At 68.1% G+C, this 19034-nt stretch carries 21 protein-coding genes, 2 tRNA genes and 1 other RNA gene (1 of these 24 cut by a window edge); 10 read left to right on the plus strand and 14 right to left on the minus strand.

Annotated features, from left to right (window positions below):
• Window positions 1-7: 7 nt before the first annotated feature.
• A complete protein-coding gene (locus P7L68_RS09530) occupies window positions 8-532 on the plus strand; it encodes a DUF488 family protein (protein ID WP_372004523.1) in 525 nt (174 codons plus the stop codon).
• On the opposite strand, the gene P7L68_RS09535 is transcribed toward P7L68_RS09530, so the two are convergent.
• Window positions 529-1557 (minus strand): aldo/keto reductase, encoded by a 1029-nt coding sequence (locus P7L68_RS09535; RefSeq protein WP_372004525.1) that lies wholly within the window; start codon window positions 1555-1557, stop codon window positions 529-531. The genes P7L68_RS09530 and P7L68_RS09535 overlap by 4 nt on opposite strands.
• Window positions 1558-1674: 117 nt before the next feature.
• Here P7L68_RS09535 and P7L68_RS09540 point away from each other — a divergent pair, with 117 nt between their 5' ends.
• Both P7L68_RS09540 and P7L68_RS09545 read left to right on the plus strand, forming a co-directional pair.
• Window positions 1675-2622 (plus strand): LysR family transcriptional regulator, encoded by a 948-nt coding sequence (locus P7L68_RS09540; RefSeq protein WP_372004528.1) that lies wholly within the window; start codon window positions 1675-1677, stop codon window positions 2620-2622.
• Window positions 2619-3518: a cation diffusion facilitator family transporter gene (locus P7L68_RS09545; protein WP_372004531.1), complete on the plus strand. Its 900-nt coding sequence runs from the start codon at window positions 2619-2621 to the stop codon at window positions 3516-3518. The genes P7L68_RS09540 and P7L68_RS09545 overlap by 4 nt, the downstream gene beginning before the upstream one ends.
• Here the strand turns inward: P7L68_RS09545 and P7L68_RS09550 are convergent.
• Window positions 3493-4962: an MFS transporter gene (locus tag P7L68_RS09550; protein WP_372004535.1), complete on the minus strand. Its 1470-nt coding sequence runs from the start codon at window positions 4960-4962 to the stop codon at window positions 3493-3495. The two genes, P7L68_RS09545 and P7L68_RS09550, sit on opposite strands and share 26 nt — an antisense overlap.
• A 146-nt stretch (window positions 4963-5108) precedes the next feature.
• Between P7L68_RS09550 and P7L68_RS09555 the strand changes: the two genes are divergently transcribed.
• Complete coding sequence (locus tag P7L68_RS09555; protein ID WP_372006808.1) at window positions 5109-6008, plus strand: LysR family transcriptional regulator; 900 nt, start codon at window positions 5109-5111, stop codon at window positions 6006-6008.
• Window positions 6009-6357: 349 nt separating this feature from the next.
• Here the strand turns inward: P7L68_RS09555 and P7L68_RS09560 are convergent, their stop codons facing one another.
• Both P7L68_RS09560 and P7L68_RS09565 read right to left on the minus strand, forming a co-directional pair.
• Window positions 6358-6636, minus strand: a complete 279-nt coding sequence (locus tag P7L68_RS09560; RefSeq protein ID WP_298649585.1) for a type II toxin-antitoxin system Phd/YefM family antitoxin — start codon at window positions 6634-6636, stop codon at window positions 6358-6360.
• A 79-nt stretch (window positions 6637-6715) separates the two neighbouring features.
• Window positions 6716-7588 (minus strand): LysR substrate-binding domain-containing protein, encoded by an 873-nt coding sequence (locus P7L68_RS09565; protein ID WP_372006809.1) that lies wholly within the window; start codon window positions 7586-7588, stop codon window positions 6716-6718.
• 108 nt (window positions 7589-7696) lie between these two features.
• Between P7L68_RS09565 and P7L68_RS09570 the strand changes: the two genes are divergently transcribed.
• Both P7L68_RS09570 and ubiM read left to right on the plus strand, forming a co-directional pair.
• Window positions 7697-8737 (plus strand): bile acid:sodium symporter family protein, encoded by a 1041-nt coding sequence (locus tag P7L68_RS09570; RefSeq protein ID WP_372004538.1) that lies wholly within the window; start codon window positions 7697-7699, stop codon window positions 8735-8737.
• A gap of 79 nt (window positions 8738-8816) precedes the next feature.
• Window positions 8817-10022, plus strand: coding sequence for a 5-demethoxyubiquinol-8 5-hydroxylase UbiM (gene ubiM / locus P7L68_RS09575; RefSeq protein ID WP_372004541.1), 1206 nt, complete (start codon window positions 8817-8819; stop codon window positions 10020-10022).
• Here ubiM and P7L68_RS09580 read toward each other — a convergent pair.
• The 9 genes from P7L68_RS09580 to ssrA form a co-directional block, all read right to left on the minus strand.
• Complete coding sequence (locus tag P7L68_RS09580) at window positions 9973-11112, minus strand: hypothetical protein (protein WP_372004543.1); 1140 nt, start codon at window positions 11110-11112, stop codon at window positions 9973-9975. The genes ubiM and P7L68_RS09580 overlap by 50 nt on opposite strands.
• A gap of 195 nt (window positions 11113-11307) precedes the next feature.
• Complete coding sequence (locus tag P7L68_RS09585; protein ID WP_372004545.1) at window positions 11308-11913, minus strand: DUF4893 domain-containing protein; 606 nt, start codon at window positions 11911-11913, stop codon at window positions 11308-11310.
• Window positions 11914-12101: 188 nt separating this feature from the next.
• A tRNA-Arg gene (locus P7L68_RS09590) sits at window positions 12102-12178 on the minus strand.
• 20 nt (window positions 12179-12198) lie between these two features.
• Window positions 12199-12492, minus strand: coding sequence for an ETC complex I subunit (locus tag P7L68_RS09595; protein ID WP_372004546.1), 294 nt, complete (start codon window positions 12490-12492; stop codon window positions 12199-12201).
• A 121-nt stretch (window positions 12493-12613) separates the two neighbouring features.
• Window positions 12614-12690 (minus strand) — tRNA-Pro (locus P7L68_RS09600).
• Between the two features lie 95 nt (window positions 12691-12785).
• Window positions 12786-13142, minus strand: a complete 357-nt coding sequence (locus P7L68_RS09605; protein WP_372004548.1) for a ribbon-helix-helix domain-containing protein — start codon at window positions 13140-13142, stop codon at window positions 12786-12788.
• A gap of 10 nt (window positions 13143-13152) precedes the next feature.
• On the minus strand, window positions 13153-13671 hold the full coding sequence (locus tag P7L68_RS09610) for a YbaK/EbsC family protein (RefSeq protein WP_372004550.1): 519 nt from the start codon (window positions 13669-13671) through the stop codon (window positions 13153-13155).
• 5 nt (window positions 13672-13676) lie between these two features.
• Window positions 13677-14192, minus strand: coding sequence for an SspB family protein (locus P7L68_RS09615; RefSeq protein WP_372004552.1), 516 nt, complete (start codon window positions 14190-14192; stop codon window positions 13677-13679).
• A 127-nt stretch (window positions 14193-14319) separates the two neighbouring features.
• Window positions 14320-14643, minus strand: a transfer-messenger RNA (tmRNA) gene (gene ssrA / locus P7L68_RS09620).
• Window positions 14644-14746: 103 nt separating this feature from the next.
• On the opposite strand from ssrA, the gene thyX reads away from it, so the two are divergent.
• From thyX to P7L68_RS09635, 3 genes are all read left to right on the plus strand, one after another.
• Entirely contained in the window at window positions 14747-15685 is a 939-nt protein-coding gene (gene thyX / locus P7L68_RS09625) for an FAD-dependent thymidylate synthase (protein ID WP_372004555.1), read from the plus strand.
• A gap of 88 nt (window positions 15686-15773) precedes the next feature.
• Window positions 15774-16061, plus strand: a complete 288-nt coding sequence (locus P7L68_RS09630; protein WP_372004557.1) for a YciI family protein — start codon at window positions 15774-15776, stop codon at window positions 16059-16061.
• Window positions 16061-17362: a hypothetical protein gene (locus P7L68_RS09635; RefSeq protein WP_372004560.1), complete on the plus strand. Its 1302-nt coding sequence runs from the start codon at window positions 16061-16063 to the stop codon at window positions 17360-17362. The genes P7L68_RS09630 and P7L68_RS09635 overlap by 1 nt, the downstream gene beginning before the upstream one ends.
• Here P7L68_RS09635 and P7L68_RS09640 read toward each other — a convergent pair.
• On the minus strand, window positions 17346-17849 hold the full coding sequence (locus P7L68_RS09640) for an Lrp/AsnC family transcriptional regulator (RefSeq protein WP_372004564.1): 504 nt from the start codon (window positions 17847-17849) through the stop codon (window positions 17346-17348). The genes P7L68_RS09635 and P7L68_RS09640 overlap by 17 nt on opposite strands.
• A 111-nt stretch (window positions 17850-17960) precedes the next feature.
• Between P7L68_RS09640 and P7L68_RS09645 the strand changes: the two genes are divergently transcribed.
• A protein-coding gene (locus P7L68_RS09645) for a diaminopropionate ammonia-lyase (RefSeq protein ID WP_372004566.1) crosses the window boundary here: on the plus strand, window positions 17961-19034 show its 5' portion. 153 nt of this gene lie beyond the right edge of the window; 1074 of the gene's 1227 nt are visible here — the first part of the coding sequence; the start codon lies at window positions 17961-17963; its stop codon lies beyond the right edge, outside the window.

The following is a 19034-nucleotide window of genomic DNA, read 5'->3' on the forward strand; positions in this document are numbered from 1 at the left end:
TGGCCCCATGGAGGATCCGAGCGACGATACCGAGGGGATGGCACCGGTCTTCTGGACCATCGGCCATTCCGACCACCCGATCGACCGCTTCGTCGCCCTGCTGCGGGCGGTGGAGATCACGGCCGTGGCCGATCTGCGCTCGGTGCCCTGGTCCCGGCGTCATCCGCAATTCGGTGCCCGGCCGCTGGCGGCGGCGCTGAAGACGGCCGGCATCGCCCATGTGCCGCTGGGCGCCGAGCTGGGCGGGCGGCCGCCGGCCGATATCGATCCGGCCCGACTTGCCGAGGCGCGGGCGCGCGGCATCACCCGTCTGCTCGACGGTGCCCGTCGCCATCGCATCGCGTTGATGTGCGCCGAGCGCGATCCGCTGGACTGCCACCGCTTCCATCTGGTCACGCCGCTGTTAAGGGCGGCGGGGGCACAGTTGGTGCATCTGACCCCCGATGGCGGGGCAGAGAGCGACGGGGCGGCACTGGAGCGCCTGGCGCGCCGCTGCCCGGCGCCGGCCGCGATCGGCGATCTGTTCGGCTAGGCGGAGAGGGCTGCCGCCATCGGCGCATCGACCAGGCCCTGAATGAACCAGTGCGGATAGACCGGAGCCAGGGCCGTGGCGGCGTCGAGAGCCGCGATCTCGTCTTCCGACAGGCGCAGGCCGGCGGCCCTGACGGTGTCGTCCAGCTGGTCCGGGCGACTCGCCCCCAGGATGACGCTGGAGACGCCCGGCCGTGCCAGCAGCCAGGCGATGGCGAGCTGTGCCAGGCTGGCCCCATGGGCTGCTGCGATCGGCCGCATCACATCGAGCAGGGCGAACCCGCGCGCCTTGTCGAAGGGCAGCAGGTCGAAGCCCGACAGCCGGCCATCGGGGCGATCCAGGCTGTTTCGATCATATTTGCCGGTCAGGAAGCCACCCGACAGCGGCCCCCAGACCGTGAGACCCAGGCCATAGCGGGCGGCCATGGGCAGGAAGTCGCGTTCGATGTCGCGGCCGAGCAGCGAGTAATGCATCTGGGCATGGGTGAAGCGGGCGAGGCCGCGGGCGCGCTGGATTTCCAGGGCCGCGGCGATTTTCCAGGGCTGCCAGTTGGAGACGCCGAGATAGAGCGCCTTGCCGGCGCGGACCACCGCATCGAGCGCCTCCAGCGTCTCGTCCAGCGGGGTGTGCGGGTCTTCGCGATGGGCGACATAAAGCTCCACCCGGTCGGTACCCAGCCGGGTGAGGCTTTCATCGATCGACCGCAGGATGTGGCGGCGGGACAGGCCCTGGCGGTCGAGCGCCGGGCCGTTGCGGAATCCGACCTTGGTGGTGATGGCGACGTGGTCGCGATGAGGCCGGAGGGCCCGGCCGAGCATGACCTCGCTTTCGCCGCCGGCATAGCCGTCGGCCGTGTCGAACAGGGTGATGCCGGCATCGAGCGCGCGGCCGATCATGGCCTCCGCCTCGGCGGTGCCGGTCTTGTAGATCGTGGGCATGTCGGCATTGCCGGCAGTGAAGGTCATGGCGCCGAAAGCGAGGCGCGAGACGACGAGGCCGCTCTGGCCGAGGGTCGTGTTGTGCATGCGCGGGGCCTTTCCCGATCGAGGCGTTGATGCCTGATGATCCCGCAGTGAAAGCGTCATGAAAATCGTGTAGTCATATCCAATCTGTTAAGCTTAACTTTCTAATCGAGGTGTCCGATGTCGCGGAGCGACGCCTTTCAGGGCGTGGCTGAATTCCTGGCGGTGGCCGAACAGGCGAGTTTCCGGCGCGCGGCCGGCGTGCTGGGGGTGACGCCGGCCGCCGTCAGTCAGGCCGTACGGGCGCTGGAACTGCGCACCGGCGTGGCGCTTTTCCACCGCACCACCCGCAAGGTGGGGCTGACCGAGGCGGGGGAGGCGCTGAAGGCGAGGCTGGCCCCGGCCATGGCCGACATGACCGCCGCCTTCGACCGGCTGGACGATTTTCGCGGCCGTCCGCAGGGCCATCTGCGTCTGACCGTCCCGCGTCTGGCCGTGGAACTGGTGGTGGCGCCGGTGCTGCCGGTTTTCCGCCGGCTTTATCCGGAGGTGACGGTGGAGGTCGCGGTGCAGGATGCGGCGGTGGATCTGGCCGATGAAGGCTTCGATGCCGGCATCCGGATCGGCGAGTTCGTCGCCCGCGACATGATCACCGTGGCGCTGACCCGCGATTTCCGCTGGGTGGTCGCCGGAACGCCCGGCTATTTCGACACCCATGGCCGGCCGTCGGACCCGCGGGCGCTGTTCGATGGCCATGACTGCATCCGCTATCGCTACCCCACCTCCGGCATGATCTATCGCTGGGAGTTCGAGCGCACGGGCGAGGCCTTCCGGCTGGATCCGCCGGGGGCCATGATCGTCAATGACGCCGCGCTGATGCGCGAGCTGGCGCTGGCCGGGCTGGGACTGATCTATGCCGCAGATCTGCAGATCGCGGGCGATGTCGCGGCGGGCCGGCTGGAGACGGTGCTGGCGGAGTGGCTGCCGGTCTCGGACGGGCTGCGGCTCTATTTTCCGGACCGCAGCCGCAACCAGCCGAAGCTGCGCGCCTTCATCGATGTCGCGCGGCGGGTGCTGCGCGAACGGGCGGCGGCTCTGCCCATATCCGACCAGGAGGATCGCTCATGACCGCCGCGCGCGAAGCACAGGTTCTGCGTCGGTCGATCGCCGCCACCCTGCTGGTCTCGGCGCTGGGCATCGGTTTCGGCCTGGTGTCGGGTGCGCAGTCGATCATCTTCGACGGTGTGTTCTCGGTGCTGGATGCGGCCCTCTCGCTGCTGTCGCTGATGGTCACGCGGCTGGTTGCCCGCGAGGACAGCCGGCGCTTCCAGCACGGTTTCTGGCATATCGAGCCCATGGTGATCGCGGTCAATGGCGGCATCACCCTGCTGCTCTGCGGTTATGCCTTCGTGACCGCGGCCACTGATCTGCTGGCCGGCGGCCGGCCGCTCGCCTTCGGCTGGGCAGCCGGTTATGCGGTGGTGGTGGCCGCGATGGGTTTCGCCATGTTCGCCTATGGCCGCCGCGCCAACCGGCAGATCGGCTCGGACCTGCTGGCGCTGGATGCCCGGGGCTGGCTGCTGTCGGCGCTGATCACCAGCGCACTGCTGGTGGCCTTCGTCGCGGGGGCCATTCTGGACGGCACGCCTTATGCCTGGCTCACCCCCTATGTCGATCCGGCGGTGCTGATGGTGCTGACGCTCTGTCTGCTGCCGGTGCCGGCGCGGATCGTGTGGCGGGCGGCGACCGAGATTTTCCTGATGACCCCCGATACGCTGGATGCCCGGGTGCGGCGGGTGATGGATGAGGTGGTGGCACGGCATGGCTTCACCACCTATTCCAGCTATGCGGCAAAGGTCGGCCGCGGTCGGTTCATCGAGATCCATGTCGTGGTGCCCTCCGATCACCCGGGTACCACCGCCTGGTTCGACGAGATCCGCCGCGAAATCGGCGACGCGCTGGGCGGCGCCGGCCCGCATCGCTGGCTGACCATCGTGTTCACGACCGATCCCGCCTGGATCTGACCGCCGATGCCGGCCGTTCCGCCACCCTGCGCCCGACGAGCGCAATGACGATGCCGGTCAGCATCAGCAGGGCGGCGGTGGCGAAGGTGATGCGCAGCCCCCGGGCGACGGCATCGGCGCCGGCGGTGGTGACGTTGCCGCCTGCGGCAGCGGCGAAGATCGCGCCCATCACCGCCGCACCGGTCACCAGCCCCAGATTGCGGGCGAGGCCCAGCATACCCGAGGTGACGCCGCGCCGGTCTGCGGGCACCTTGGCCATGATCTGGGTGTTGTTGGCGGCCTGGAACAGCTGATAGCCGGGGGTGAGTACCAGGATGCCGGCGAGATAGCCGGTCAGGCCGAACCAGGTGGGGAGGAGTGCGAGCAGGGCGGCACCCGTCGCCATGGCGGCGAGCCCCGCGACCGCCATCAGCCCGGCATCGCCACGGTCGACCAGCCGGCCGAGCGGCAGGCCGGTCAGGGCCGACAGCACCGGGCCCACCGACATCACCAGACCGACCCGCGCGGTGCCGAGGCCGAGCGTGTGCGAGAGGTAGAAGGGGGCGACCACCAGCGTGGTCATGATCACGGTCGCGATCAGCAGGTTGCAGATCAGCGCAGATGCGAGCAGCGGTTCGCGGAGCGCCGCCGGCCGGATCAGCGGTGCCCGGGCGCAGCGCTCCACGGCCACGAAGATCGCGATGCCGAGGGCGGTGATGCCGAGCAGGATGAAAGCAGCGGTGTCGGGCCCGTGCGGCCGGGTCATCGCCAGGGCATAGGCGCCGAGGCTGAAGGCCAGAACCAGCGTCCCGGGCAGGTCGAGCCCCTGACGGGGTGCCGTTGTCGGGGTGGGGGTGGGCGCGGCCGGCAGGCCGCGGCGGATCAGCAGCAGGGCGGCGAGTGCCGCCGGCACCAGCACGATGAACACCGCCCGCCAGCCGGCGGCGGCGATCAGCAGCCCGCCCATGGAGGGACCGAGGGCGGTGCCGATGGCCGAGGTGGTGCCGAGCAGGCCCATGGCGGCGCCTGTACGCTCTGCGGCCACCGTCTCGCGGACCAGTGCCAGGGTCAGCGCCATCAGCACGGCGGCCCCCAGCCCCTGAAGCGCGCGGGCGGCGATCAGCAGCCCGAAGGACGGTGCCAGCCCGCAGAAGGCGGAGGCGAGGGCGAAGAGCACAAGCCCGGCCGAGAGCACGCGCCGGCGTCCGAGCGCGTCGCCCAGCCGGCCCGCGCCCACGATCGCGACCGTCACCGCCAGCAGATAGGCCAGCACCACCCATTGCACCGCCTGAAACGGTACGTCGAGGGCGTGGGCAAGCGTCGGCAGGGCGACATTGGCGATGCTGACGCCGAGCGAGGCGGTCAGCATCGACAGTGCCAGACCGGTCAGGCCAAGGCGGCCGGCGCGGGAAGGATCGGCCCCGGGGGACGTGGTTCGGGTGGAGGAGGGGGGCATGTCGGTCATCGGGGGCTCCGTCGGTCGCCTGCTCCGGCTCGGGAGCTGCATGACAGCCTGCGCCCGGCCATGACATGGCGGAAGCTGCAGCATTTGCAGTCAAAGGCTGCATCCGGCGCCATATGTCGGGCGCCATGGCGTGCTATCATCCCGACATGGCGATTCCGGATCTCAATCTGCTCATCGCGCTCGACGCGTTGCTCGGCGAATGCAGTGTCGCCCGGGCGGCGGCTCGGCTGCAGCTCAGCGCCTCGGCGACCAGCCGGGTGCTGGCGCGGCTGCGCGAGACCACCGGCGATCCGCTGCTGGTCCGGGCCGGCCGCGGCCTGGTGCCGACCCCGCGGGCGCTGGAACTGCGGGACGAGGCGGCGCGGCTGGTGCGCGAGGCCGAGATTCTGCTGCGGCCGGCAGCCCCGCCCGATCTGGCCCGGATCGAGCGGTCGTTCACCTTCAGGACCCGCGAAGGCTTCGTCGAGACCTTCGGCCTGGCCCTGCTCGGGCGCATCGCGCAGGAGGCGCCGGGGGTGCGGCTGCATTTCGTCGCCCGCACCGACAAGGACGGCACGGCGCTGCGCAACGGGGTGGTGGATCTGGAGACGGGGGTGGCGAGCGGGACCGCGGGCCCCGAACTGCGCGCCCAGGCGCTGTTCCGCGACCGCTTCGTGGCGGTGGTGCGCGCCGACCATGCGCTGGCCCGCACGCCACAGCCGACACCGGCGCTTTATGCCGCGGGGGATCATGTCCGCGTGGCGCGCCGGCCTGCGGGCCAAGAGACCGTTGATCAGGCGCTGGCGGTGCTGGGGCTGGAGCGGCGGGTGATCACCACCGTCGCCAGCTTCCCGGCCGCCCTTTTCCTGGTCCGCGATGGCGGGCTGATCGCCACCGTGCCCGAGCGGTCGACCGGCCGGCTGCGCGACGGGCTCGTCACCATCCCTCTGCCGCTGCCGGTGCCCGACCTCACCATCTCGCTGCTCTGGCACCCGCGGATGGACGCCGATCCGGTCCATCGCTGGCTGCGCGGGGTGGTGCGGGAGGTGGTTGGGGAACGGCGCTGACGGCGCGTGGCCCACGTCTATTCCGTGCGCCGTACTGTCCGCAGCCGTCTTGCTTTTGCCAGGACACCGACCCGCCGGCGCAGTTCAAGGACCGCAAACCATCAAGGCCGAGGCGCTGCTTGGTCTCGGCAGGAAGTTCCAGAGCCGCATCGGGATCGCCGGGCGGTGAATGGGTGATCGGCAGGACCGTCACCTGTTTGAGGCCGTCTTCATCAAGGCTGACCAGGACCACGGCACAAGGCCTGTCCTTCACCCCTTCTTCTTGCCCGGCGCGGTGTTCAGACCACCAGAGAAAACTGTAGCGAACGACCAGGCCCGGGGTCGGATCGGGGGCTCTCACCGTCCCCGCTCACTTCCAGCCATGTGCGGGGAATTCGTGGTCAAACTGCGCGCATTCGGGGCCGGGCTCGGCGGCCTCGATGGCAGCGATGTCGTCGTCGGAAAGATCTTCGACCCGCAAAACCTCCCGATCCCGCCGCTTCAGGCGACGATACTCGTTCATCGAAATCAGAACCACGGCGTCTTCCCCTTCGTCCAGGACGACAACCGGCTGATGTTTTGCAGCCGACCTGTACCGGCTGAAGTTGTGCTCAAATTCCTCAGAGGGAATTTCAAGAGTGTCACTCATATCGGGCCTCCCGATTGTCGTTCTACTTTAGAGATGGGGGGCGCATGCGTCAATTTCAGCGCCGCATATCGCGGCCGGTTCACCCATTCCGCCAGATCCCCCCCACCACCAGCGCCTCGGTCAGGATCCGGGCGGCGCGGGCTTCGGGGCTGTCGGGCGGGCGGCGGACCGAGACGTCCTCGATGATGAACTCCACCTCTTCCAGCGCCGGCAGGCCGGGGCCACCCTCAAGTTCCACCAGGCCATGAGGACGCATGCTGCGGGGCTGGACCATCACGCCCAGCCCGGCATCGGCCGCGGCCTTGAGCCCGCTCAGGCTGCCCGAGGTGCAGACGATCCGCCAGGCCCGGCCGGCACGGTCGAGCGCGTCAATCGCCGCCGCCCGGGTGATGCTGGGCGGCGGAAAGGCGATCAGCGGCAGCGGTCGGGCGGGATCGGCGATGTCGGCGCTGCGCGCCGCCCAGATCAGCGGCTCGCGGTGCACCGGCCGGCCGCGGGGCCGGCCCAGGCGCCGCTTGGCCAGCACCAGATCCAGCAACCCGTCATCCAGCATGCGGTGCAGCGTGCCCGAGAGCGCGACGGTGATTTCCAGATCGATGGCGGGATGGTCGCGCACGAAGCTTTCCAGCACCCGGCCGAGCCGGCTGGTGACGAAGTCTTCCGAGGCGCCGAAGCGCAGCCGGCCATGGAGTTCACGGTCGGCGAAATGCGCCCGTGCGCGATCTTCGACCGCCAGCATGGCGCGGGCGAAGCCGAGCATGGCTTCGCCATCCGTCGTCAGCGACAGATGATGGGTGTCGCGATCGATGAGCCGCCGGCCGGCCGCCGCCTCCAGCCGGGCGACATGCTGGCTGACGGTCGACTGGCCGAGCCCCAGCCCGCGGGCGGCGGCGGTAAAACTGCCGGCCTCGGCCACGGCCATGAAACTGCGCAGCTGAACGGGATCGAGCATCGGCTCGGCCTCTTCGGGGATGGGGATCCGGTCATCGTGAAACATGATGCCTGTTATTCCTTCCATCCTGAACCGCGATGGCGCAGAACAACAAAAAGGAGGACGGCCATGGCCCTGTTGTCGCGCATTCTACCGGACCGTTTCGTGCTGGCGCTGATCCTGGCGGTTGCGACCGCCTCGATCCTGCCCGTGGACGGCCGGGCGTCGGAGATCCTGCACGATGTGGCCACCGTGGCGATTGCGGCGGTGTTCTTCCTCCATGGCGGCCGGCTCTCCCGTGCGACGGTGATCGAGGGCATGACCAACTGGCGCCTGCATATCGCGGTGCTGGCCACGACTTTCGTGATCTTCCCGGTGCTGGGCCTTGCCATCACCCATCTGCTGCCGGAAAGCGTGCTGTCGCCGGCGATCGCGATGGGGCTGCTGTTCCTCTGCGTGCTGCCTTCCACCGTTCAGTCGTCCATCGCCTTCACCGCCATCGCCGGCGGCAATGTCCCGGCGGCGGTGTGCTCGGCCTCGGCCTCGAACATCCTCGGCATGTTCATCACCCCGGCCATGGTGGCGCTGCTGTTCGGTGCCAGCGGCCAGGGGGTGTCGCTGGATCAGGTGGAGGCGATCGTCTTCCAGCTGCTGGTGCCGTTCATCGCCGGCCAGGTGCTGGAACGCTGGATCGGCGGCTGGCTGCGCCGCCACCGCAAGCCGCTGGGGCTGGTCGATCGCGGCTCGATCGTGCTGGTGGTTTATCTCGCCTTTTCGGGCGCGGTGGTCTCGGGCTTCTGGAACCGGGTCGGTGCGCTGGACCTGGCGGTGATGCTGGTGGTCGACTGCCTGCTGCTGGCCCTGGTGCTGGCGATCACCATGCTGGGCTCGCGCTGGCTGGGCTTTTCGCGGGCCGACCGGATCACCATCGTGTTCTGCGGCTCGAAGAAGACACTCGCTTCGGGCGTGCCCATGGCCAATGTGATCTTCGCCGGCCGCGACACCGGTGCGATCCTGATGCCGCTGATGCTGTTCCACCAGATCCAGCTGATGGTCTGCGCGGTGCTGGCCCGCCGCTATGCCCGGCTCGCCGAGGCGGAGGCAGAGGCCGAAGCGGACGCCGGGGCAAAGGGTGGCGGTGCTGCCGCCACCGGACACAACGCCGCATAGCCCCGCACCGCGGCCGCTGCTAGCCTGTCGCCCGCGAGGCCGTCACGGCCTGGCGGCCGGTGTCACGGAGGAGGGGCGCATGCAGACGGATGTGGCGGTGATCGGCGCGGGCCCGGCAGGGCTTGCCTTCGCGCGGGCGCTGGACGGCACCGGGCTCGACGTCACCCTGATCGATCCGCAGCCGGCGGCCATGCTGGCCGACCCGCCTTTCGACGGCCGCGAGATCGCGCTCACCCATCATTCGATGGCAGTGCTGGAACGGCTGGGCGCCTGGGCGCGGATCCCGGCCGGGGAGACCGCCCCGCTTCGCGCCGCCCGGGTGCTGAACGGGGCCGGCCATCGCAGCCTGATCTTCGACGGCGCCGCCGATGGTCGCCCGCTCGGCCGTCTGGTGCCCAATCACCTGATCCGGCGGGCGCTTCATGACGCGGTACGCGAGCAGACTTCCGCGACGATCCTGGACGGTCTGAAGGCGACCGGCATCCGGGTGCGCCCGCATGGGATGGCGGTCGATCTGGAGGACGGCCGCGCGCTGACCGCCCGCCTGGTGGTCGCCGCCGATACCCGGTTCTCGAAGATGCGCGAGGCCCGCGGCATCCAGGCCGATCAGGTGGATTTCGGCAAGACCATGCTGGTCTGCCGGATGAACCACGATCAGGTCGATCACGGCGGTGTGGCGACCGAATGGTTCGGTCACGGCCAGACGGTGGCGTTGCTGCCGCTGGGCGGCCGCCGTTCCTCGGTGGTGCTGACGCTGCCCCATGCCGAGATCGCGCGGCTGACCGCGCTCGATCCCGTGGCCTTCGCGGATGAGATCATGGTCCGGCTGGACGGTCGGCTCGGCCGGCTGCAGCTTGAGAGCACCCGCCATGGCTGGCCGCTGGTCGCCGTCCAGGCCCGCCGCTTCGTCGGCCATCGCTTCGCGCTGATCGGCGATGCCGCGGTCGGCATGCATCCGGTCACCGCCCATGGCTTCAATCTGGGCCTGAAGAGCGCGGAACGCCTGGCCGACGGCATTGCCCGCGCCGCCCGCACCGATGGCGATATCGCCTCGCCCCTGATGCTGCATCGCTATGAAGCCGGCCACAAGCTGACCGCGGCGCCGCTCTGGGCCGCGACCAACGCCATCGTCGGGCTCTACACCCGCGACGACCCTGCCGCACGCCTCGCCCGGCGGGCGGTGATGGATCTGGGCCGCGGCGCGGCGCCGGTGCGCCGGGCGATTTCGGCGCTGCTCATGGATGGCGGTCGCGAGATAGGGAGGGCGGCTCGTTTGTCGTCTTGAAAGCGGCAGGATTGGCGGGCCTGTCATTGCTGGTGAGTTGCCGTGGATCAAACGATATGTTCCAGAGGCGCTTGGCAACAAGAAGCGCGTTCGCGTTTATAAGATCTTTTTCCGATGTTTTTTCAATGGAGATCAGGAGATGGGCGATCGACCTGGCGAAAGCGACTAACTGTTCGATACGCGCATCTTTCCCATTATGCTGTACTCCGATACCATTCAGACTATCTCGAAAAACGTTCATCCATATGGAATTATTATATAGGATTTTCTCGAAATCGCTGTAACTAATGATTCGAAATCGTCGCGTAGAATTATGATCGGGTGCCAGCATGATATCGCCGATTGCTTCCTGCCAATCCCTATATATGAGAGATTCGACATCCGCTATAATTTTTATAGCGCGATCGGTTCTGTCTTGAAGCATGTGATATGGTTTGCTGTGGGAGCGTAATTTACTTATAATTGATCCATATATTGATCTGCAAATCATGTTTTTTTCTTGGGTGGAGAGTGACTGAAGGCGATCTATATGTTTGGATTCATGGCGAATTAAGGCCTCATGAATTTTGATATCGATATCGATTATGATCTCTTTTCTGTTGAGGGCGTCAATTTCTTTAATATCAATCTCCCAGATCTCGCAAAGCCGCTCAAGCCGACGCTGTTCAGCCTGAGGTCCATCGGCTAGAGCGCTCCGAATTCCTTCAATCGCGACTGAAATGACGCCTGGGAATGCATCGGGTTTCCTCGGTAAAGCGTCAAGCTCCAGCTGTATTGCGCGCAGCCATCCAAGCAAACTTGCAATTCTATACAAAGAAGATGTTCTTTTGTATTGAACATGAACAAAATCATGATCCACGGTGAGGTACATGCGCTTGTCTAAAATGATTTCACCAAATCTCCATATTATATTCTCTGAGCATCTAATTAACGGGGCCGCATAATTTCTGAACAGCTCTTCTTTCTGCGCACGTTCGCGCCGCCTTGAAAAAAAATTCTGAAAAAGAACGGTACAAAAAGTGCTGAGGATGGCGACGAGCGCTGTCGCCAAAATATTTAGAAAGTCACCTGTTTCATTCGGTATAGCCACGGCGCGCCTCGTAAAAATTCGGAGGTACGGAGACCGTCTGATGCCATTTGCGGCGGCGGCTTCTGAAGAGGGTCTTCCTGCCGAACCGACGATTCTGGTGTTTCAGCCCCCACCGCTGGAGAGGCATGATAATATCTCGCCACAAAAATTCTATCCAGGGTTATGTCCGGTGCGCCGGGGCCGTCATGAGTGAATTCAGCGCCGGAGTTCCAGAATGTCGAACTTGGATTCGAACTGCGGCAGCGGCAGTTCCAGCCGCATGCGCTCGGGGCCGAGCACCACCAGATAGCCGACCTGGTTGCGTTCGGTCTCCGTGCCGTAGCGCGCGGGGGCCTCGCCCGCCACCCAGCCGGCGCCGGCATAGCCCAGCCGGGTTTTGTCGGCCAGATCATAGAAGGTGCCGCCGGTCCGCTGCGAGCCGGTCAGCTTTTCCAGTCGCAGCCCGGCGCCGTCATCGGTGATCCGGCACTTGAAGTCGCGATAGACGGTAAGCGGCAACAGCCCGCCCAGCTTGATCGTCCGGCAGCGCCAGATCCCGACCATCTCGGCCGGCTCCATCGTGGTCGGCCGGCCGCTCAGCACCTCGTCCAGCACCGATACATCCTCGGGCGACCCGCCGGCGCGCGCCTCGGCGACCGCCTCGGCACGGGCAGTGTCGAAAGCCTCCAGCCGCTGCTGATCCAGGGTGGTGAGGCTGGTGGGGAAGACACCGTCGGCACGGGCGGGCAGGGCGGTGGTGGCGATGGCGAGCATGGCGGCCAGGGCGACCGGCACCGCCTTGCGGGCGTTCAAGGGCATCATGTCCTCCGGTTTCCGGACAGCAGGGGCTGGCCCACAGCATGAGCGCGTGGAGACGATGTCGCCACCCTCTGCGCCTCATGTCTCAGCAAGAACACGGGGAGGACGCAGCCGGAAAATGGCCGCCGTGTCCGCAAGGCCCCGAAACGGACACGCCGCAGCCCGGCGGACCGGACTGCGGCGTGGAAGACTGGCGTGCCCTGCAGGATTCGAACCTGCGACCGCCGGCTTAGAAGGCCGATGCTCTATCCAACTGAGCTAAGGGCACCCGTCAGGCCGGAACGCTGTTCAGCGCACGCGGTCCCAGCGGAACTTGTCGGCATAGGCCTGAATCTTCAGGTCGCGCATATGCGGCTCGTAGACCTCGTAGGTCAGGCCCTTGCGCTTGGCGAAGGCAATGGCCTCGTCCAGGGTCTCGAACCGCAGCACGACCTGCTGGTCGGTGTCGGCAGAGCCGGTCCAGCCCATCAGGGGGTCCAGGCGCTTCGCCGCTGCGGGTTCCATTTCCAGCACCCATTTGCGGGTGTTGGCGCGGCCGGACTGCATGGCGTTCTTCGCCGGCAGGTAGATGCGCGCGTCCATCGCCTCACACGATCCTTGTCGACGGGCCTCGATACCGGTCGCTCGGGGCCGGCGGGCCGTTTCTGGTGGTCCGGTTTGCGGCCGCGGGCCGAGAGGCCGGCACGGCCGGACAGGATAGAAATGGTCGGGGCGGCGTGATTCGAACACGCGACCCTCTGCTCCCAAAGCAGATGCGCTACCAGACTGCGCTACGCCCCGCCAAAATCGGAGGTGTGGCCGCGGACGAGGCGTCCGTGTCCAACCCCGGTCCAGAGATATACCACGCGGATGCTGCGGCGCAAGCGCCGGGGGTGTCACACCTCGCCGGAGGCATCCTCCCGAGGGCTTTGCACGGCGGGTTCATGCCCGAATCGGGGGGCCGGGCCCCGGCGCTCTGCCTCTGCCAGCGCAAAGAGCCGGAGCGCACTCGACAGATTGACGCGGTCTACCCGTCGGGCGGCATCGATCGCAGCGACCAGGGCGCCCAGCGACATGCCGCGGTCGCGTGCGGCCTGCTTCAGCACCCGCCAGAACGGTGTCTCCAGCGATACGCTGGTGCGATGGCCCTGGATCGAGACCGAACGCTTCTCGACCGCCGCCTCAAGAGGGGGCAGCGCCAGATCCTGCGGGGGATCGTCGTCGTCAAGCGGGTCCGGGGGGAGGGCGGCCATGGTTGGCCGGTCAGGCCGCGGGTGTGGCGGCCACGGCCGCAATCTGCGCGCCGGTGATCCGGGCCAGATCGGCCGGTGTGGTTTCGAACACCGCATGCGGGGTGCCGGCGGCCGCCCAGGCGGTAGAGAGCGCCAGCAGGCCCTCGTCCATCACCACCACTGCGGGGGTGGCATGACCGAGCGGCGGCACGCCGCCGATGGCATAGCCGGTGGTCCGGCGCACGAAATCGGCATCGGCGCGGCCGGTCTTCGACCCCACGACCTCGGCGAGCCTTGCGGTATCCACCCGGTCGGCTCCGCCGATCAGCACCAGCACCGCGGCATCGTCGCTGCTGCGCCGGAAGATCAGCGATTTGACGATCTCTTCCGTCCGGCAGCCGACGGCGGCGGCGGCCTCGGCGGCGGAGCGGGTGCTGTCGGGGAAGATACGGATCACTGCCGGATGGCCGGCGGCTTCAAGCGCTGCGGCCACCCGGCGGGCAGCCGCAGGCAGATCGGCGGACTTGTCGGCGGTGGTCGCCTCCGCCATCGGGTTCAGCGCTTGCGGAACCGGTCGAGCGCCACGACGTTGTCGCCGGCCTCGGCCTCAGGGAGCGGTGCCGTGCGGCCATTGTCCTGGCCGTCGGAGAGCCGGTCCTCGATCTCGAACATGTCCTCGTCGACCTCTTCGTCCTCGTCGTCGAACAGGTCGTCGGAATCGTCGATGGCGTGGAACTGGAGGCCGAACTTGACGCTCGGATCGGCAAAGCCGGTGATCGCGACGAAGGGCACGACCAGACGTTCATGGCGGCCACCGAAGGCCAGCGTCACCGCAAAACCGTGCTGGTTCACGTCCAGGCCCCAGAATTCGTGCTCCAGCACGATGGTCATCTCTTCGGGGTAGCGGGCGCGAAGATACTCCGGCACCTCGACGCCCGGCGCCTGGGTGCGGAAGGTCAGGTAGAAATGATGGCCGTCGCTCAGGCCGCTTTCTGCAGCCTGTTCGAGAACGGTGCGGACCACCCCACGCAGAGCGGTGTCGATGAGCTGGTCGTAGGCGATCTGCGGCATGCGGCGTCCGGTCTCGATGATCGTCGGTTGAAGATGATCGTCGGCTAGAAAAGGGTTCAGGGCTGACCGCAGCGGCGGATCCCGCATCCCGCGACACGGCACCCGCACCGGCTGCGGCCGGCGATCGAGTGGGGGGCTTCTGTTGCCCGGTGCCCCCCGGACCGCGCTTGCCTAGTTAGGCAGCGAGGGCGACACGGTTGTCGTTCGCACCTGTTTGAGTGACCCGATAACGGCGGTATCATGCCGGGCGAAGACCAAACCTTTACCACGCACGTCGATCCTGGCTCGCCCCCATGGAGCACCGGCCCGAAGGCCGGTGATCTGAACTGGTGGAGGCGCCGGGCACTGCCCCCGGGTCCGATACGTTTATTCCGAGAGGCCCTGTATCGCCATAGCCGGCCTTGCGACCGGCCCCTCATATATAGGCCCTCGGCCGTGACATGCAAAGCCCAAGCTGCGGCCATGCGATGCAGGGGTACGCCGCACCCTTGCCTGCGGGGGGCTGCCCCTGTATCCAGAGGCCACCAGATCCACGCCGGAAGGAGACCGACGCGATGACCGTAACCCCCGAGCAGCAGGCCGAAATCGATGCCCTGCGCGCCGAGGCGGTGCCCACCCTGCGCACGGTCTCGACCGGTATGGAGAGCATTCTTCACACCGCTTTCCCGGTGCTCGACCACGGTTTCGTGCGGGTGGTCGACTATATGGGGGATGATGCCGCGGTGGTTCAGGCGGCGCGGGTCTCGTATGGCCGCGGCACCCGCAAGGTCAACGAGGACCGCGGGCTGATCAATTACCTGATGCGCCACCGGCACACCACGCCGTTCGAGATGTGCGAGATCAAGCTGCATGTGAAGCTGCCGATCTTCGTGGCCCGCCAGTGGATCCGCCACCGCACCGCCAACGTCAACGAGTACTCGGCGCGCTATTCGATTCTGGATCGGGAGTTCTATGTGCCGGCGGCCGACCAGGTGGCAGCGCAGTCGACCAGCAACCGCCAGGGCCGCGAGGCGCTGCTGCCCGCCGATCAGGCCGGCCGGGTGATTGACATCCTGCGCGACGACGCCCGCCGGGTGTACGACAATTACCGCTGGATGCTGAACGAAACCGACGAGGGCGAGGTCGAGGATCCGGCCCGCGACCGCCTGGCGCGCGAGCTGGCGCGGATGAACCTGACCCTGAACTACTACACGCAGTGGTACTGGAAGACCGATCTGCACAACCTGCTGCACTTTCTGTCGCTGCGTGCCGATCCGCATGCCCAGTATGAAATCCGCGCCTATGCCGAGACCATGATGGACATCACCCATCGCTGGGTCCCCCTGGTCGCCGCTGCCTTCGAGGAATACCGCCTGGGTGGCGCGCAGCTGTCGCGCAGCGCCCTGCATGTCGTCCGGCGCATGCTGGCCGGCGAAACGCCGGCGCGCGAGGAGACCGGCATGAGCCCGCGCGAATGGCGCGAGCTGATGGCCCTGCTCGGCCGCGACGCCTGATCCGGCCCGAACAGAGATGCGACACGCCCGGCCGGCGGCAGACCGGCCGGGACGAGGGAAGCCGAGACGAGGGAAAAGGAGCCCCCCCATGCAGTTCCTGGTCATCGCCCGCGACGGTACCGATGCCGAAGCGCCGGCCCGCCGTGCGGCGGCGCGCCCGGCCCATCTGGAAAATGCACGCAGAATGAAGGCCGACGGCCATCTGATCATCGGCGGCGCGATGCTGGACGAGGCCGGCACCATGATCGGTTCGTCCATGCTGGCCGAATATCCCGACCGGGCGGCGCTGGATGCCGCCCTTGCCGCCGATCCCTATACCGTGCAGGGCGTGTGGCAGAGTTTCGAGATCCGGCCGTTCCGGATCGCCGATCTCTGATGTCGCGGCGCCCGGCCTTCAGGGTTCTGGCTGCGGCCGTCGCGGCGCTGGGCATTGCCCGTGCGCCGGCTGCCGCGCCCGTCTCGCCTGAGACGCCGCTGCCCGAAGCCGCCCGGCCGCTCTGCCAGGCGATGGCCGGGCGGGTGGACGCGATCGGCGGCGCCGGGCCGGTCTTTCTGCGCAGCTGGGATGCCCCCGCGGGGGCGGGCCTGCATCCGGACCCGGCGCTTGCCGGCGCCGCCTTCGCTTATGACAACGCCCTGGCGCTTCGGGCGTTGATCGCCTGCGGCCGCAGCGATGCCGCCGCCAGAATCGCCGCCGCCTTCACCGATGCCGTGCTGTCGGAAGATCCGCGCCAGGCCGGCGTCGATCGCGGCCGTGTGCGCAATGCCTATCGGGCCGGTGCCCAGACGGAAAGCCCGCCGCCGCCCAATGGCTGGTGGGACGATGCCGCCGGCCGCTGGGTGGAAGATCCCTATCAGGCCGGTACCGCCACCGGCAATGCGGCCTGGGTGGGCCTCGCGTTGCTCGCGGTGGTCGAGCGACCGGAGGATACCGCCTTCCCGGCCGATCTGCGCGGGCATGCGCTGGACGCCACGCGCCGGATCGGCCGCTGGGTGATCGATCAGACCGCCGATGAAGCAGGCCCGGGCGGCTATACCGGTGGGGTGGACGGTTCGGGAACGGGGCTGCGCCGGATCGGCTGGAAATCGACCGAACATCACGCCGATCTGGTGGCGCTTTTTTCCCGTCTCGCGGCGGCCGATCCCGGCAATGCCGACTGGCCGGCCGCTGCCGATCGGGCCCGCGCCTTCCTCGACCGGATGTGGCAGGCCGGCCGGGATCATTTTCCGACCGGCACGCTGCCCGACGGGGCGACCGTGAACACCGCGACTTCTGGTCTGGATGCCCAGCTCTGGCCGCTGCTGCTGGGGGACGCGCCCCGGCTCTGGCAAGGCGCCTGGGCCTGGGCGGGGGACGCGCATGGCATCGACGGCGGGTTCGATTTCAACGACGATCGCGACGGGATCTGGATCGAGGGCACCGCCCAGGCCGCCCTGGTCGCCGACCGTCTGGGCCAGACGGACGAGGCGCAGCGTCTGCTCCATCTGGTGCTGGGCGAGGCTTCTCCCGGCGGCTGGCTCTGGGCGACACGCAACCCCTCCATCACCACCGGCCTCGCCATCGGGCCGGACAGTGTGATCGACGATTTCCGCTACCACCGCTGGCCGCATCTGGGGGCCACGGCCTGGGCGGTGCTGGCGGCGGCCCGGGCCAATCCGTTTACGAGCGCCCGTTGACGGCAGTATCCACCGGTACCGTCAGCCCGACCTTCACGCGCTCCATGGCGACGAAAGTCCGGAAGCGGCGGACATTGGGGTCGTCGAGGAACAGCCGGCGGGTGAGCGCCTGATAGGCGCCCATATCCGGGACCGTCACCACCAGCACGAAATCGGCCTCGCCGGTGACGTAGTAGCATTGCTGGACCTCGGGGGCCGCGGCAAAGGCGGCCCGGGTGGCATCCAGCGGTGCCGCCTGTTCGCTTTCCACCTCCACCAGAACCAGAATGGTGATCGGCCGGCCCACCCGCGCCGGATCGACGATCGCGGCATTGGCCAGAATGACGCCGATTTCCTCCAGCCGCCGGATCCGCCGCTGCACCGCCGGCGTCGACAGCGCCACCGCCTCGGCGATCCTGCGTTGCGGGAGGCGGGCATCCTGCTGAAGCAACGCCAGGATCGCCAGATCGAAGCCGTCGAGTTCGGCGCGGTTGGATCCTATCGTCATCCGGCGGTCCTCTGGTGAGAAAAAATTGCGCGGTTACCCGCGGATCAAAGCGCCTTTCTCTGCCGTCACGCAATATCCTTCCATTCTCTCACAGCAGTCAGAGGATGGACCATGTATCTGCCCAACATGCTCGCCGATGCCGGCCGGTCGCTCGATCCCGACGACGAGGCCGCCTTCGGTGCCGGGGCCGCGGCAGCGGCGGAAGCCCTTTTCGCCGTCACCCATGGCGAGGGGCCGACACCGCTGGTCGATCTGCCGGGGCTCGCGGCCGCCTCGGGGCTGGGCGCGCTGCTGGTGAAGGATGAAAGCGGTCGTCACGGCCTGGGCAGCTTCAAGGCGCTGGGTGGTGCCCATGCCGCCATCCGCCTGGCGCTGGACGAGGCCGGGCGGCGGGCAGGGCGCCCATTCGGGCCTGAAGATCTCGGCACGCCCGCCCTCAGGGCGGTTACCCGCAGCCTCACAATGGCCTGTGCCACCGACGGCAATCATGGCCGGTCGGTCGCAGCCGGGGCGCGGCTGGTGGGCGCGCGCGCCGTGGTCTTTCTGCATCAGGGCGTGCGCGAGGTGCGTGCCGACGCGATCCGGGCCGAGGGCGCCGAAATTCTGCGGGTCGCGGGTGACTATGACGACAGCCTGGCCGCGGTTGCCCGCAGCTGTGCGGCCGAAGGCTGGATCAACGTCTCCGATATGGCCCTGCCGGGGCAGGAGCGGATCCCGACCCTGGTGATGCAGGGCTATACCGTGATGGCGGCGGAGATCCTGCGCCAATGCGGCGACCGGCCGCCGACCCATCTGTTCCTGCAGGCCGGCGTCGGCGGCATGGCGGCGGCGGTTGCGGCACATCTGGCCCTGGCCGGTCTGGGCGCCCGGCTGGTGGTGGTGGAACCCGAAGGGGCCGCCTGCCTGCTGGAGAGCGCGCGCGCCGGGCGGCGGTTGCAACTCGCCACCCATGCGCCGACCGTGATGGCGCTGCTTGAATGCCGCGAGCCTTCGGCGACCGGCTGGCGTATCCTCTCCCGCCTCGCCCGCGATTTCATGGCGGTGCCCGATACGGCGGCACGGGCGGCGGTGAACCGGCTGGCGCGTCCGCTTGCCGGTGATCCGGCACTGGTGGTGGGCGAGAGTGGGGCGGCGGGGCTTGCCGGGGTGTTGCAGGCGGTCGCCGATCCGGCTCTTCAGGCGGCG

It is taken from the genome of Tistrella mobilis, from assembly GCF_041468085.1.
In the GTDB taxonomy this organism is placed as follows: Bacteria; Pseudomonadota; Alphaproteobacteria; order Tistrellales; family Tistrellaceae; genus Tistrella; species Tistrella mobilis_A.